Raw genomic sequence first — 13670 nt, 5'->3', positions numbered from 1 at the left:
TTAGTCTAGAAGCTCCTGATAGACCCGCAAGGTCGCTTGTTGCAGTTGCGCCTTGGAAAAATAGGTGCGCACCCGCTTGCGGGCGGCCTGGGCGAGAGTGTTGGCGCCATCGGCGTTGACAGACAAGGCGGCTTTCACCGCTGTGGCCCAGGCCTCGGGATCGCCCGGCGCCGCACGCCACCCGGTTTCGCCGTCGCGGACGACTTCGCGCGCGCCGCCATGGTCGGCCACGATGACCCTTGCGCCCATGGCTTGCGCCTCGGCTGCCGTGCGCCCGAACGCTTCAGGCTCCAGAGACGGGCAGACGACCAGATCGGCCGCCAGATAGGCGGCGGCGATATCGGTGGTGTGACCGGGCATCGCCAGGTCGATGCCGGCCTGTTCGGCCAGCGTCCGCAATTCGGCCTGATACTCCAGCTTGCCCCCGCCTTCACCCAGGCAGACCAGGAGCGGCGCCGGATCAAGCCTGAGCCGGGCCAGCGCCTCGATCATCAGGCTTTGCCCCTTCCAGCGGGTCAGCCGCCCAGGCAGAACGATCGTCAAACGCTCCGGGCCCGCCCCCCAGCTCTTGCGCTGATCCCGGATCCGGTCCGGGTTCACCTTCGCCGGGTCGAACTGGTCCAGATCCACCCCGCGCGGAATGACGCGCAGGCGGCGATCCTCGATCGCGTGCTCATCGCGCACATGGTTGGCGGTGAATTCGGAGTTAGCGATGACGAGATCGCCTTGCGCCATGATGGAATTGTACCAGCGCTTGAGCCGCCCCTTCGCCTTATAGAAGCCGTGATAGGTCGTCACGAACGGAATATGCGTGCGTCGGGCCGCCCATTTCGCACTCCAGGCGGGGGCGCGCGAGCGGGCGTGAATGAGGTCAATGGACTCCGCCTCGATCAGCTGCGCCAGCTTGCCGGCGTTTGACCAGATCTTGAGCGGATTCTTGGTCTTCATGTCCAGGGTGACATGGCGGGCGCCCACCGCCTCCAGATCCGCGACCAGTCGGCCCCCGCAGCTGGCGACGATCGCCTGTCCCCCGGCCTCCACGATGGCTTGGGCCACCTCGATGACTGTGCGCTCAGCGCCGCCCGCATGCATCTGGGGGATGACCTGCAAGATGTTCAAACGCGTGCGCCTTCTGATCGGGCGAACCGGTTGACGGCCCGCAAGACCTTCAGATAACCGCGACCGGGCGGGTCCGTAAACCATCTGGGCGCCGCCAAGGAGACCTGGATGACCGACCCAAGACGCCTGAACCGCCCCGGCCAGCCCGGCCTCGCCTATCACCGCCGCACGGGTTCCGGCCCGGGCGTCATGTTCCTGGGCGGGTTCAAGTCCGACATGACGGGCACCAAGGCCAGCGCGCTTCAGGCCTGGGCGGACAGGACCGAGCGCGCCTTCCTGCGGTTTGATTACAGCGCTCATGGCGCGTCGGACGGCGAATGGGCGGACGCGACGATCAGTCAGTGGCGCGAGGATGCGCTCGCCATGCTCGATCTTGAAACCGACGGTCCGCAAATCCTCGTCGGCTCGTCCATGGGCGGTTGGATGGCCCTGCTTCTGGCCCTGACGCGCCCTGAAAAAGTCAGAGCCCTGGTGCTGGTCGCCCCGGCGGCGGATTTCACCGATGCGCTGATCTGGGAGCAATTGCCCTTCCATATCCGCGAGCAGATCGACACAGAGGGGGAATGGCTTCGGCCCAACCCCTATGGGGAGCCTTATCCGATCACGAAAACCCTGATCGAGGACGGCCGGCAATGGAATGTGCTCGACGCCCCCATCCCCTTTGACGGTCCCGTGCGCATCCTGCATGGCTGGCACGATCGGGACGTGCCCTGGAGCCATGGCCTGCGCGTGCTCGAACAGCTCACCTCAAACGATGTGCGCTATGAGCTGTCCAAGGCCGGCGATCACGGCATGGGCGCGCCTGACGATCTGGCCGCGCTGATCCGGATGATTGACGAAGTCAGCGTCTAGCGCTGATCCCAGATGGCCTGAAGGCCTTCACGCCAGCTCGGATAGTCCGGCCGCCAGCCCAGCGCCGCCTTGGCGCGCGCATTGGAGACCCGACGGCATTCGGCATAAAAGCTCGCCTGCATGCGCGTGGCGTTCTCGGGGTCAAACGGTTCGATCGTCGGCGCTGGCAGGCCCGCGATCCGGGCCGCCCCGGTCATCACATGAGGCTGAGTGTCGGGCCAGTCATCGGCCATGTTGAACGCCCCTTCGATATGGGGGCGAGCCAGCGCCCGCGACACCGCCTGCGCGATATCCTCCACATGAATACGGCTGAAGACATGGCCGGGCTTGTCAAAAACCGTCTTGTCCGCCTCCAGCCGGTCAAAGGCGGACCGGCCCGGCCCGTAAATGCCCGCCAACCGAAACAGGCGCGCTCCTCGCATCCGCCATTGCGTTTCGGCCCTTTCACGACGGAAGGAGCGATCCTGGCCGGGTGAGGTGGGTTCATACTCGAATGCCCAGCCGCCCTGTCGGTCGCCATAAACCCCGGTCGTGGACAGATAGCCCAGCCATTTGCCCGACGTCTCGACCGCCTCAAGGGCTGGATAGAAAGGATCACCCTCTTCGCCCGGCGGGGCGCAGAAGACCCAGGCGTCAGACGTCTCGGCGGCGGCTTGCAGCTGGGCATGATCAGACGCCCTGGCGGGATTGGCGATGACCGGTTCATGCCCCAGGCACGCAATCGCATCCGCCTGATCTTCAGAGCGCGTTGTGGCCTTCACCCGCCACCCTTCCGCGCTCAACCGGCGAGCGATGGCCCGGGCGGTGAAGCCGAAGCCGAAAAGGGTGATGCTGCGCGCGCTCATGGACGTCTCCTTGATTGGCCCGATAGGCTTAGACCCCGTTGCAGCCCTTGGGAAACCCGTCATGGCGCCTGTTCTTGTACTGACCCTGTCTCTGGCTCTGGCCCAGTCCGCGCCCGTGAGCGATCAGACACGGCTCGAGACCTGTCTCGCCACCATCAGCGATGATGCCGAGACCGCCTATGAGGCGGCGCTGACCTGGCGACACCAAGGGGGCGGATGGCCGGCGGAACACTGTATTTCCCTGGCGCTGATCGCGCTGGGTCAGGAAGCGCCGGGCGCCCTGCGCTTGCGCGAAGCCGCGCTGGAGGCGGGCCTGGCGAGCGATCTCAGCCGCGCCATCATGCTGGGCCAGTCCGGCGACGCCTTTCTGGCGGCGGAAGAATATGAGCAAGCTGCGATCAGCTTCGAACAGGGCCTTGAGTTCGCGCCCCAGGATCGCGGTCTTCTGACCGGCCTCGCCCAGGCCCAGCTGGCGCTCGAAGCCTTTGACGCGGCGGAAGCCTCCGCCAGCGCCGCCCTGGAACACGATCGCTCAGACCCGCTGGCATACCGCCTGCGCGCCGAGGCGCGTCTCGCCAAGAGCGACTTTGACGCCGCCTTGTCGGACATTGAGGCGGCTCGGGCCCTCTCCCCTGAAAACATTGATATTCTTGTTCTGAGAGGACAGATCATCAATGCCCGCCGTACGGGATAGGGCTTTTCACAATCAACCCATGGGTGCACTCTCCTCTCCAATCTACAGGAGAGACCCATGCGACGTTCCATGAACATACTGGCCCTGGCGGAAAGGACCGCCCGGACCGCCGAACAGGCCGGTCGGGGCCGCACCTTGTCCCCCGCCGCCCGCAAGCTGATCGAGGCGGACAAGAACATGGTGGTCTTGCGCGGGTGGCTGATCCAGCTCTAGGCGGGCGCGTCGGTCATAAGGTTAAATTTCGCCTCTGTCGGCTTCACTTGGCGCGAACTTCCCCCCATATTTGAAGGAAGCAACGTCATGAGAGGACTCCGATCATGCTCAGAACACTCACCGTCATCAGCCTGGCCGCCATACTTGCTGGCTGTGCAAGCGGCCCAACGCCTTACGCGCCGGCGGGCGACTCCCGTTACGGCCTGACCGAGCAGCAAGTGGAATCCGACCGCTTCCGGATCAGCTTCAGCGGCAATTCCCTGACCGATCGCGATACGGTGGAAACCTATCTGCTCTATCGCGCCGCCGAGCTGACGCTGGATCAGGGCTATGACTATTTCCGCCTCGCCCAGCGCGACACCGAGAGCAATACCCGCTTGATGGGGTCGTCAGGCTATGACCGGTTCGGGCTTCGCTATCGCTATTTCCACCCGGCGCATGGCTGGTATGGCCATTACGATCCGTTCTGGAATGATGTGAATCTGCGTGAAGTCACCCGCTATGAAGCCATGGCGGAAATCGTACTGGGCCGCGGCGCGGTTCCCGAAACCCCCGACGCCTTCAATGCCCGCGAAGTGCTGGCCAATCTCGGGCCACGCGTCCAGCGTCCGGCGACCAACTAGATCTCGCGACCAGACTTCAAGAACGCGTCCGCTGGATCAGCGGGCGCGTTTTTCATGCCTCAAGCGCCCGCAGCCGTGCGGAAATGATCCAGCACCGCCAGAGCGCCGAGCGCGATGAAAACGATCCCGGAGATCAGTTTGAGGGGCAGGCGCGCCAGATGCTCGCCCGCAAACTGGCCCACGAAAACCGCGATGGCGGTGGAACAGACGAGCGCCAGCGAGGAGGCCGCGAAGACTTTCCAGGCACGGCCCGGATCGCCCGCGGCGAAGGCGGCGGAAGCGATCTGGGTCTTGTCGCCCAGCTCGGCCAGAAAAACGGCGAAGAAAATCGCGGCAAACCCCATGGATGGCTCCCTGATCCGGATCAAAATCGGCCTGTCTTTGCGCGATCAGGCCGGAGCTGTCTTCCCCCTTTTTCACGCGGCATAGACGCCAAACGCAAAAAACCCCGGAGCGCAGGCTCCGGGGTTTGTCGCTTCAGCGCTGAATCCGCCCTTATTTCGGGGGCATGCGCGCGCCGGCGTCGAGGCGGACGCATTCGGCGTTAATATAATCATTCGACACCATGAAGGCGACGAGGTCGGCGTATTCCGCCGGGGTGCCGAAGCGCTGCGGGAATTGCAGGTTGGCGGCGAGATTAGTTTTCACTTCCGGCGGCATCTGCTCGTAGATCGGGGTTTCAAAGAAGCCCGGCAGGATGGTGTTCACCCGCACGCCTTCACGGGCGAGATCACGCGCCATGGGCAGGGTCATGCTGTAAATGCCGCCCTTGGACGCGGAATAGGCGACCTGGCCGATCTGGCCGTCCTGAGCGGCGACCGACGCGGTATTGATGATCACGCCGCGACCGGAGTCGGTCGGGTCCAGCGTCAGCATGCCGGCCGAAGAGATGGCCGCGCAGTTGAAGCTGCCGATCAGGTTCACATTGACCACCAGCTGGAATTTGTCGAGCTGGTGCATGACGATATCGCCCGATGAGGAGCGACGTGCGGTCTTCTCGGCCCAGCCAATGCCGGCGCAGTTCACCAGAACCCGTTCCTGGCCATGGGCGGCGCGGGCTTTCTCGAAACCGGCCTTCACGCTTTCAGGATCGGCCACGTTCACCTTGGCGAACACACCGCCGATTTCCTTGGCCACGGCTTCGCCGCGCTCTTCATTGAGGTCAAACAGGGTAACCTTGGCGCCCTCGGCGGCCAGACGACGGGCGGTGCCTTCGCCCAGACCGGATGCGCCGCCCGTGACGACCGCTGCAATGCCTTTGAAATCCATGTGTCTCTCCCCTGGGTGTGAGTGTTCTTGGACGTGGAGGTGACAGGCCGGAGTAACCGGCCCTCTCCCCCCCTGACATAGCGTCTCGCCCTACAAATTGGAATGCGTCTCTCATGGGCATGACGCCGCGCTTCCACCCTGACCGCTGGGGTGTTAATGCGATCGGCGATACTGAGTTCATTCATTCAGGTGCGAGGGCGGCATGACCACACCGGTTCTGGTTCTTCACGGCGGCGCGGGCGTTCTCGCGGATCGTAGCTATGAGCGTGAGATCACACATCTGACCGATCTCGCCGAACGCACCCGCGCCAAGCTGCTGGCGGGCCAGTCCGCGCTGGACGCCGTTGTCGAAGCGGTCGCCGATCTGGAAGCGTCCGGGCTGTATGTGGCCGGCAAGGGCAGCGCCCCCAATGCGGCGGGCCGGTATGAGCTGGATGCGGCGGTGATGGAGGGCTCCACCCGCAATGCCGGCGCGGTCTCGGCGCTGACCGGCTTCCTATCGCCCATCAAGGCGGCGCGGGCGGTCATGGAAGAGACCCCGCATGTCCTGCTGGCCGGCAAGGGCGCGGAAGCCTTTGCGGAAAAAGCAGGCCTCGCTCAGGTCGAAGACCCCGACAGCTATTACAAATCCGCCGCGGATCCCGACCCCCGCCCCATCCCGACCGGCACGGTGGGCGCGGTGGCGCTGGATCTGCAGGGCCGCCTCGCAGCGGCGACCTCGACGGGCGGCACGCTGAACAAGGTCTGGGGCCGGGTCGGCGATACGCCGATCATCGGTTCGGGCACCTGGGCGGACGAGCGCGTCGCCGTCAGTTGCACGGGCCAGGGCGAGTATTTCATGCGCGCCAACGCCGCCGCCGATGTCTCCGCCCGCGTGAAATACGCCGGACGCCCGCTCGCCGAAGCGGTTGAAGGCGCTCTTGAAGATGTGGCGCGGCTGGGCGGTGAAGGCGGGCTGATCGCGGTGGACGCCTCGGGGGCTGTGACCGCCCAGTTCAATTCGCCGGGCATGAAGCGCGCCATCGTGCATTCCGATGGCCGCATCGATGTGCGGATGAGCTAAGACACAAGAAAAAGCCCCGACCATCAGGCCGGGGCTTTTTGTTTCAGCGCAGAGACGCGAGCTCTAGGCCGCGTCGCTTTCCACGCCATTGTTGAGCAAGGCCGCGACCGCGTCTGCATCCGGCGCCGCGCGCACGGCGCGGCGCAGTTCTTCACGCCGGAAGAAGCGCGACACCTGGGCCAGCGCCTTGAGATGATCCGCCCCGGCGTCTTCCGGCGCCAGGAGCAGGAAAATCAGATCGGCGGGCTGACCGTCGATGGCGTCAAAATCCACAGGACTTTTCAGACGCGCGAACACGCCGCACACCCGATCCACCAGATCGGTGCGGGCATGGGGAATGGCCACGCCATCCCCCACCCCGGTCGATCCGAGTTTCTCGCGTTCGATCACCGCATCCAGAACCGGTCGTGCGGAGACGCCCAGAGCCCGTTCTGCGAGTTCGGCAAGGCCCACTAGGGCCTGCTTGCGACTGGTCGCTGCCAGTTCGGCGGAGACGCCGCCTGGCGGAATGAGAGTGCTCAGAGCCATGAAACGCTCAACTGCTGGCTGCCCAGCGGCTGGGAATTTCACTCACTCCGCAGCCGCGCTGGCCGCGTCTTTAGCGCCTCGGGACGGATCAATCCAGCCCACATGTCCGTCCGGACGGCGATAGACGAAATTCATGGCCCCGCTGGCAGCGTTGCGGAACAGCACGAAGGGCGCATCCGCTAGGTCCATTTCCAGCACCGCCATGGACACGGTGAGCGTTTTCAGTTCCGCCGCCTGCTCGGCGATGATCACCGGTTCGTCACCGCCGACCGCGCCGCCATCATCATCGTCGAACGCCTCGTCTGACAGATCGCCCTGGCGTCCATCAGACCGCAGCACGAGAACCGGGGTCGGCTCCGCCGCCGGCAGATCGGACTTGGAATCAGCGTGATGGTCCTTCAAACGGCGCTTATAACGACGCAATCGTTTCTCGAGATGGCCCGCCGCGTCCTCGGCCGCGCCATAGGCGTCCTCGGCCGAGCCGGACGCCTGAAGAAAAGCCCCGGACGGCAGATGGAGCGAAATGTCCACCTTGAAGCCGTACCCCTCCTTGCTCGCGACGACAAAGGCTTCGGCCGGACGATTGAAATATTTCGAGCCGGCGTCCGTGATGCGAGTCTCCATGCGCTCACGCAGAGCGGGGGAAACGTCGATGCCTTTGGAAACGAACTGGATAAACATGAGAGCTCCCTTCAACTGGGGGTCCAACAGCGCGCCTTCGGCGCGTTGGACCCCTTAAGGGTCACTCCCGCGCCGGGCGCGGCCGGTCTGTCAGAAAGACCGGACATTCACGGTAGAGGCGCCAAAGCAGGCCCGTCAATCAGAACCGGTGCGACACGGTGAACGACAGGTAGGGCAATCGCATCATGCAGTGCAGCAAGGCGATCGCTCAGTTCATGCCCTTGAGCTTGCGGCGGCGCTTGACCGAAGAGGGAATGTTCATCGCCTCGCGGTATTTGGCCACCGTACGGCGCGCAATATCGACGCCATCGGCCAGCAGACGCTCGACGATCTTGTCGTCGCTCATCACGTCATCGATGGTTTCAGAATCGATCATCGCCTTGATGCGGAACCGGACCGCTTCGGCGGAATAGGCCTCGCCGCCGTCTGCTGACGCAATGGCGGAGGTGAAGAAGTATTTCAGCTCGAACAGGCCGCGTGGGGTGGCCATGTATTTGTTCGAGGTCACACGGCTGACCGTGGATTCATGCATGCCCACCGCGTCCGCAACCGTTTTCAGGTTCAAGGGCCGCAGCCAGGCGACGCCCTTGGCGAAGAAGGCGTCCTGCTGGCGCACGATCTCGCTGGCGACCTTGAGAATGGTGCGGGCGCGCTGATCGAGGCTTTTCACCAGCCAGGAGGCGTTCTGGGCGCACTGGCTGATGAAGACCTTCTCGTCTTCTGACCGCGCCGACTTGCTGATCTGAGCAGCGTAGCGATTGTTCATCAGAACGCGCGGCAAGGTGTCGGTATTGAGCTCCACCGCCCAGCCGCCATCGGGGCGCTCGCGCACCATGACATCGGCTTCCACGGCCCGCGCGCCATCCGCGCCAAAGCCGAGGCCAGGCTTGGGCGTCAGACGCTTGAGCTCGGCGATCATGTCCTCGAGATCTTCGGAATCCACCTCGCACAAGGCCTTGAGCCCGGCATAGTCATGCTTGGCCAAGAGCGGCAGGTGATCCACCAGAGCCGCCATGGCCGGGTCCAGGCGGTCGCGCTCTCGAAGCTGCAACGCCAGACATTCCTGAAGATTGCGGGCCATGACGCCCGTCGGTTCGAACTTCTGCAGCGCCGCCAGAACGGCCTCGACCTCGGACCGGGTCACGCCCAGACGATCCGCCGTCTCACCCAGATCGGTGCGCAGATAGCCGTCTTCATCCGCCAGATCGATCAGATGCGCCGCGATCAGCCGATCGGCCGGCTGCAGCGCCAGATCAGCCAGCTGGTCATGCAGATGTTCATGCAAGGTCTTTTCACGACTGGCATGGTCCGCGGCGTCAAACTCGGAGGCGTTGAAAGAGCCGCCCGATCCGGCGCGGGACCAGTCCACAGCCCCGCTTGTATTATCCGCGCCGGCCATGTCGGATTTGGAGTCCGAATACATGGCCTCCCTGTCCGCATCGAGCGCTTCATCCGCCTTGCCCGGCGCGTCAAAGCTCAGCTCATCTCCGCTCTCGCGGGTCTTCTCGGCGGGTTCGGCAGGGGCGGATTCATCAAACGCCGGCGCATCGGAACGCTCATCGCGTTCCAGCAGCGGATTGCGCTCCAGCTCGGTTTCCACGAACTCGGCCAGCTCGATATTGTTCAACTGCAGCAGCTTGATCGCCTGCTGCAGCTGAGGGGTCATTACCAGACCCTGACCCTGGCGGGCCTCAAGCTTATGTCCCAGTCCGGCCATTAATGTCCCTGATTAAAACCGCTCGCCCAGATAGTACCGGCGCACATCCTGGTCGTTGCGGACCGCCTCGGGCGCGCCCTCGAAGAGGACTTCCCCATCGTGAATGATCGTGGCGCGATCGGTGATCTCCAGCGTTTCGCGCACATTGTGATCGGTGATCAGAATGCCGATGCCGCGCTGCTTGAGATAATCCACGAGATCGCGAATATCGGCGATCGCCAGCGGGTCGATGCCGGCGAACGGCTCGTCCAGCAGCATGAAGCTCGGCTGCGCGGCCAGCGCGCGGGCGATCTCCACCCGGCGACGCTCCCCGCCCGACAGCGCCATGGCCGGGCTGTGACGCAAATGGCCGATATGAAGCTCTTCAAGCAATTCATCGACCAGGGTCTCGCGGCGTTTACGATCCGGCTCGACGATCTCGGCGACGGCGGCGACATTCTCGCCCACCGTCAGGCCGCGAAAGATCGAGGCTTCCTGCGGCAGATAGCCAATGCCCAGCCGCGCGCGCTGGTACATGGGAAAGCCGGTGATGTCCTCGCCGTCGAGCATGATGCGTCCGTGATCGGCCGAAACCAGGCCGGTGATCATGTAAAAGCAGGTCGTCTTGCCGGCCCCGTTCGGTCCCAGAAGCCCCACCACTTCGCCGCGTTTCAGCGATAGCGAGACATTCTTGACCACCGTGCGCTTGCCATAGGACTTGCCCAGGTTTTCAACCTGAATCCCCTCCCCGGCGAACGCCTCGGACGGCGTGTCGATCCGCTCGTATTCCATGGTCGTCATGCTTAACTCCGACGGCCTAAAAAACTGTGAAGTCCGGCGCTTTCGGCGCGAAACCTCACCCTTCAGGCGCTTCGTAGGGACGCGGGCCATCACCCGGAATGACCGGCTGGGGGCAGTCCTGGGAGGATTGGGCGGCCGCCGCGTCCTCATCGGTGAAGAAGACCGAACGCACCCGGCCCGAACTGTTTTCGCCGCCTTCCAGGCGGGCGACGCCATTGGCGAGTTCGGCGTGCAGATATTCACCCGTGGAGACGTTGCAGCCCTGGGTGAGCACCACCGAGCCCATCAGCTCGATGACTTCCTCAGTCAGATCATAAGTACCGCGGTCGCCGCGCGCGATCTCGTCCTCGGTGATGTAGAAGACATCACCTTCGGCCACGATGCGCTGCAGTTCGGGCCCGCCGGTGTCGCGCCGGACATAATAGGCTTCTAACCGGTCCGCGCGCAGGCGCACATTGCCGCGCACCACATTCACATCGCCTGTGTAGACCCCCATGCCCTGGGCGTCGAAGGCTTCAAAATCATCAGCGCTGATATCGACCGGACCTTCACCAGAGCCCAGCGCCTGACCCAGCGCAGGCGCCGTCACAAGCAGCGGCGCCGCAGCACAGGCGGCGATCAGGACACGCATAATCATGGCTCGTTCTCCTCTGACCGGACCGCGCCGGCGTCAGAATTGGAATGGGTGGACGCATCGGCGGATCCCGGCGCATTGAAGCGCGTGCGGACGTCACCGCGTAAGATGACATGCTGGCCGTCCTCGCGCACTTCAAACTGATCTGCGCGCACGGCGCCCCAGGGCGCCAGACCGTGGACCGGCTCCGGTCCGACCACCACGCCTTCACGCAAATACAGCGTGGCCGCCTGGGTATCAAAGACATAGCCCGAGCGGGTTGTCAGGCGCACATCGGTTTCAAGATGCAAGGACAGGCTGGCGTCATCGAACACGCCATGCTGGGCCAGCACCCGGGAGGCATCCGCCCCGTCATCCAGAAGCGCATAATCCAGCGCGGGTTGCTCAAGATCGATCAGGGCCTGCTCGGCGCCCGACCGACGTTCTGCGGTGTCAGCGGTGATGACATAGGGCGTGCCGCCCTCGTCCCGACCGGTAAACCGCGGATTGATGATGCGTTCGGACTCGCCAGCACTCGCACTCAGGGCGATCTCAGGCGCTGAGCCGTTGCGACCCCCCGTCAATACGATCTGAACCAGCGCGTTGAGCGCCACAAGAACGCCCGCGGCAATCAGCACAAGACGCAGACCAGCCACAAAGCGCGAGCGCGAGCGCGCCGACGCCAGCGACTTGGCGCGGCGCTGGCCAATCATGTGACCGTCTGAGAAAGTCAGGGCCGCAGACATGCAGGCGGGCTCCGAAGCAGAATTGTGAACTAACCTTTGTGGCCGTCATCGCCGCTGCGCGCAAGCAGGCTCAGGAGTGGGCGAAGATGTCGGTTTCATCCCAGCCCATCAGATCAAGCCGCGCCCGCTGAGGCAGGAACTCGAAACAGGCCTGTGCGATTTCCACGCGGCCCTCGCGCTCAAGCATGGCGGACAGACCATCCGCGATGGCGTGCAGGTACAGGACGTCGGAGGCCGCATAGTTGAGCTGCGCCTCGCTCAGATCGTAAGCTGCCCAGTCCGAACTTTGCTGCTGCTTGGACAGCTCGACCCCGGCGATCTCGCGACAGACTTCCTTGAGCCCATGGCGATCAGTATAGGTGCGCACCAGCTTGGACGCGATCTTGGTGCAATAGACCGGCGTCATGGTCACGCCGAGATCGCGCTCGATGATCGCCAGATCGAAGCGGGCGAAGTGCAAGAGCTTTTCGACACTCGTATCGGCCAGCAGCGCCTTGAGATTGGGACAGTCATAGGTGGACCGGTCCGGCTGGACGATATGGGCGTCGCCATCGCCGGCCGAGAGCTGGACCAGGCACAACCCATCGCGCACCAGCGACAGCCCTTGGGTTTCGGTGTCGATCGCGACCCGCTTGCCCAGGTCCAGGCCGTCCGGCAGATCCCCGCGATGGAAGTGAATGGTCATGCCTGCGCTCCACAGCTGCAATTCTCTTGAACCATCAGGGTATCGGACGTTCGCCCGATAGCGTCAATGCGCGCCCGCTCTGCAGCGCAGATCGCAGAACGCGCCCGGGTCACGGGACCCGGGCGCGTTAGACACCATCCGGTCGATCGATCTATCCCAGCTTGAGCGTGGTTTTCACATTGCCGCGGGTCGCGTTGGAATAGGGGCAGACCTGCTCGGTCTTCGCCATCAAGGCATTGGCCTGTTCGGTGTCGAGTCCGGGCAGATGCCCGATCAGCGTCACTTCCAGGCCATACCCGCCCGCGTCACGCGGGCCGATCCCGACCTCGGCGTCCACTTTCGCATCCTCGGGCAGCGTGATCTTGTCCTGCTGCGCCACCAGGCCCATCGCGCTCATGAAGCAGGCGGCATAGCCCGCTGCGAACAATTGCTCGGGATTGGTGCCGGAACCGCCATCACCCCCCAGCTCGGACGGGGTGGACAGCTGGACATCCAGCCGGTCGTCATCAGACCAGGCGCGGCCCTGGCGGCCTTTGTTCGCGCTGGCGCGGGCGGTGTAGAGAATGGACATGAGATCGCTCCTTATTTATCGCGTGCGATATAACGGTACGCGATATAATCATGCGCTTGTCGTCGTCAAGACGTAACGATATTGTCGTGTGCGATTATTCGAAGGGACCTGACGATGAGTGCGCCCCATACGCCCGATCTCGCCACACTGGATGATCAGCTGTGCTTTGCGATCTATTCGGCGAACACGGCGATCAACCGCATGTATCGGCCTTATCTGAACAAGCTGGGCCTGACCTATCCGCAATACATCGCGCTTCTGGCGCTGTGGGAAAAAGACGATGTCACCGTCGGGGCGCTGGGCAAGCGCCTGTTTCTGGACACCAACACCCTGACCCCGCTCCTCAAACGCCTGGAGGGGATGGGCCATCTCACGCGCACGCGCGACCCCAAGGACGAACGCGTGGTGCGCATCCGCCTGACCGATCAGGGCCGCGCCCTGCAGGGGCAGGCCTCGGACGCCTTGGCCTGCGTGCACGCCATGGCCAGCGAAGCGGATGTGGATCTCAAACCCTGGATCGAGGCGTTGGGTCATCTGCGCAATGAAGCGCTGAAAAAGGCGCAGTGCGCCGGGGGCTGACCGCCCCAGCCCGGAACCAAAAAAGCCGCTGCGGGTGCAGCGGCTTTTTTGGTCTCGATCATCCTTGGAAGGAAGGATGGTGCCCAGGAGAA

Annotated in this window: 18 protein-coding genes; 6 read left to right on the top strand and 12 right to left on the bottom strand. The window is 64.0% G+C overall.

Annotation, left to right across the window (positions count from 1 at the left end; all coding sequences use genetic code 11):
- The gene (locus RBA95_RS01575) at nt 1-1119 is read right to left on the bottom strand and encodes a glycosyltransferase family 4 protein (RefSeq protein ID WP_306015033.1); all 1119 of its coding nucleotides are present in this window, start codon (nt 1117-1119) and stop codon (nt 1-3) included.
- A 108-nt stretch (nt 1120-1227) separates the two neighbouring features.
- On the opposite strand from RBA95_RS01575, the gene RBA95_RS01570 reads away from it, so the two are divergent.
- Nucleotides 1228-1971, top strand: a complete 744-nt coding sequence (locus tag RBA95_RS01570; RefSeq protein ID WP_306015032.1) for an alpha/beta fold hydrolase — start codon at nt 1228-1230, stop codon at nt 1969-1971.
- Here the strand turns inward: RBA95_RS01570 and RBA95_RS01565 are convergent.
- Entirely contained in the window at nt 1968-2816 is an 849-nt protein-coding gene (locus RBA95_RS01565; RefSeq protein WP_306015031.1) for a hypothetical protein, read from the bottom strand. The genes RBA95_RS01570 and RBA95_RS01565 overlap by 4 nt on opposite strands.
- Before the next feature lie 61 nt (nt 2817-2877).
- Between RBA95_RS01565 and RBA95_RS01560 the strand changes: the two genes are divergently transcribed.
- From RBA95_RS01560 to RBA95_RS01550, 3 genes are all read left to right on the top strand, one after another.
- Complete coding sequence (locus RBA95_RS01560) at nt 2878-3510, top strand: tetratricopeptide repeat protein (RefSeq protein ID WP_306015030.1); 633 nt, start codon at nt 2878-2880, stop codon at nt 3508-3510.
- Nucleotides 3511-3567: 57 nt separating this feature from the next.
- Nucleotides 3568-3723 (top strand): hypothetical protein, encoded by a 156-nt coding sequence (locus RBA95_RS01555; RefSeq protein WP_306015029.1) that lies wholly within the window; start codon nt 3568-3570, stop codon nt 3721-3723.
- A gap of 104 nt (nt 3724-3827) precedes the next feature.
- Nucleotides 3828-4346: a hypothetical protein gene (locus RBA95_RS01550; protein ID WP_306015028.1), complete on the top strand. Its 519-nt coding sequence runs from the start codon at nt 3828-3830 to the stop codon at nt 4344-4346.
- Nucleotides 4347-4405: 59 nt separating this feature from the next.
- Here the strand turns inward: RBA95_RS01550 and RBA95_RS01545 are convergent, their stop codons facing one another.
- Together RBA95_RS01545 and RBA95_RS01540 are read right to left on the bottom strand one after the other, a co-directional pair.
- Complete coding sequence (locus RBA95_RS01545; RefSeq protein WP_306015027.1) at nt 4406-4690, bottom strand: TMEM165/GDT1 family protein; 285 nt, start codon at nt 4688-4690, stop codon at nt 4406-4408.
- Nucleotides 4691-4841: 151 nt separating this feature from the next.
- The gene (locus RBA95_RS01540) at nt 4842-5615 is read right to left on the bottom strand and encodes an SDR family NAD(P)-dependent oxidoreductase (protein ID WP_306015025.1); all 774 of its coding nucleotides are present in this window, start codon (nt 5613-5615) and stop codon (nt 4842-4844) included.
- Between the two features lie 202 nt (nt 5616-5817).
- Between RBA95_RS01540 and RBA95_RS01535 the strand changes: the two genes are divergently transcribed.
- The gene (locus tag RBA95_RS01535; RefSeq protein ID WP_306015024.1) at nt 5818-6678 is read left to right on the top strand and encodes an isoaspartyl peptidase/L-asparaginase family protein; all 861 of its coding nucleotides are present in this window, start codon (nt 5818-5820) and stop codon (nt 6676-6678) included.
- Nucleotides 6679-6741: 63 nt separating this feature from the next.
- Here RBA95_RS01535 and RBA95_RS01530 read toward each other — a convergent pair whose 3' ends face one another.
- The 8 genes from RBA95_RS01530 to RBA95_RS01495 all read right to left on the bottom strand — a co-directional run bounded on the left by RBA95_RS01530 (nt 6742) and on the right by RBA95_RS01495 (nt 12999).
- Nucleotides 6742-7206 (bottom strand): PTS sugar transporter subunit IIA, encoded by a 465-nt coding sequence (locus RBA95_RS01530; RefSeq protein ID WP_306015023.1) that lies wholly within the window; start codon nt 7204-7206, stop codon nt 6742-6744.
- 42 nt (nt 7207-7248) lie between these two features.
- Entirely contained in the window at nt 7249-7887 is a 639-nt protein-coding gene (gene hpf / locus RBA95_RS01525; RefSeq protein ID WP_306015022.1) for a ribosome hibernation-promoting factor, HPF/YfiA family, read from the bottom strand.
- 208 nt (nt 7888-8095) lie between these two features.
- Nucleotides 8096-9604: an RNA polymerase factor sigma-54 gene (gene rpoN, locus RBA95_RS01520; protein WP_306015021.1), complete on the bottom strand. Its 1509-nt coding sequence runs from the start codon at nt 9602-9604 to the stop codon at nt 8096-8098.
- 12 nt (nt 9605-9616) lie between these two features.
- A complete protein-coding gene (gene lptB / locus RBA95_RS01515) occupies nt 9617-10375 on the bottom strand; it encodes an LPS export ABC transporter ATP-binding protein (protein WP_306015373.1) in 759 nt (252 codons plus the stop codon).
- A 64-nt stretch (nt 10376-10439) separates the two neighbouring features.
- Nucleotides 10440-11021 carry an LptA/OstA family protein gene (locus RBA95_RS01510; protein WP_306015020.1) on the bottom strand — a complete coding sequence of 194 codons (582 nt, stop codon included), beginning with the start codon at nt 11019-11021 and terminating at the stop codon, nt 10440-10442.
- Complete coding sequence (lptC, locus tag RBA95_RS01505) at nt 11018-11743, bottom strand: LPS export ABC transporter periplasmic protein LptC (protein WP_306015019.1); 726 nt, start codon at nt 11741-11743, stop codon at nt 11018-11020. The genes RBA95_RS01510 and lptC overlap by 4 nt, the downstream gene beginning before the upstream one ends.
- Before the next feature lie 70 nt (nt 11744-11813).
- The gene (locus RBA95_RS01500) at nt 11814-12428 is read right to left on the bottom strand and encodes a ribonuclease D (protein WP_306015018.1); all 615 of its coding nucleotides are present in this window, start codon (nt 12426-12428) and stop codon (nt 11814-11816) included.
- A gap of 151 nt (nt 12429-12579) precedes the next feature.
- Entirely contained in the window at nt 12580-12999 is a 420-nt protein-coding gene (locus tag RBA95_RS01495; protein WP_306015017.1) for an organic hydroperoxide resistance protein, read from the bottom strand.
- 114 nt (nt 13000-13113) lie between these two features.
- Here RBA95_RS01495 and RBA95_RS01490 point away from each other — a divergent pair, with 114 nt between their 5' ends.
- Nucleotides 13114-13578 carry a MarR family winged helix-turn-helix transcriptional regulator gene (locus tag RBA95_RS01490; protein WP_306015016.1) on the top strand — a complete coding sequence of 155 codons (465 nt, stop codon included), beginning with the start codon at nt 13114-13116 and terminating at the stop codon, nt 13576-13578.
- The last annotated feature ends 92 nt before the right edge of the window (nt 13579-13670 follow it).

Source organism: Oceanicaulis sp. MMSF_3324 (assembly GCF_030733545.1).
Lineage (GTDB): Bacteria > Pseudomonadota > Alphaproteobacteria > Caulobacterales > Maricaulaceae > Oceanicaulis.
This window is presented reverse-complemented; position numbering and strand designations above follow the sequence as displayed.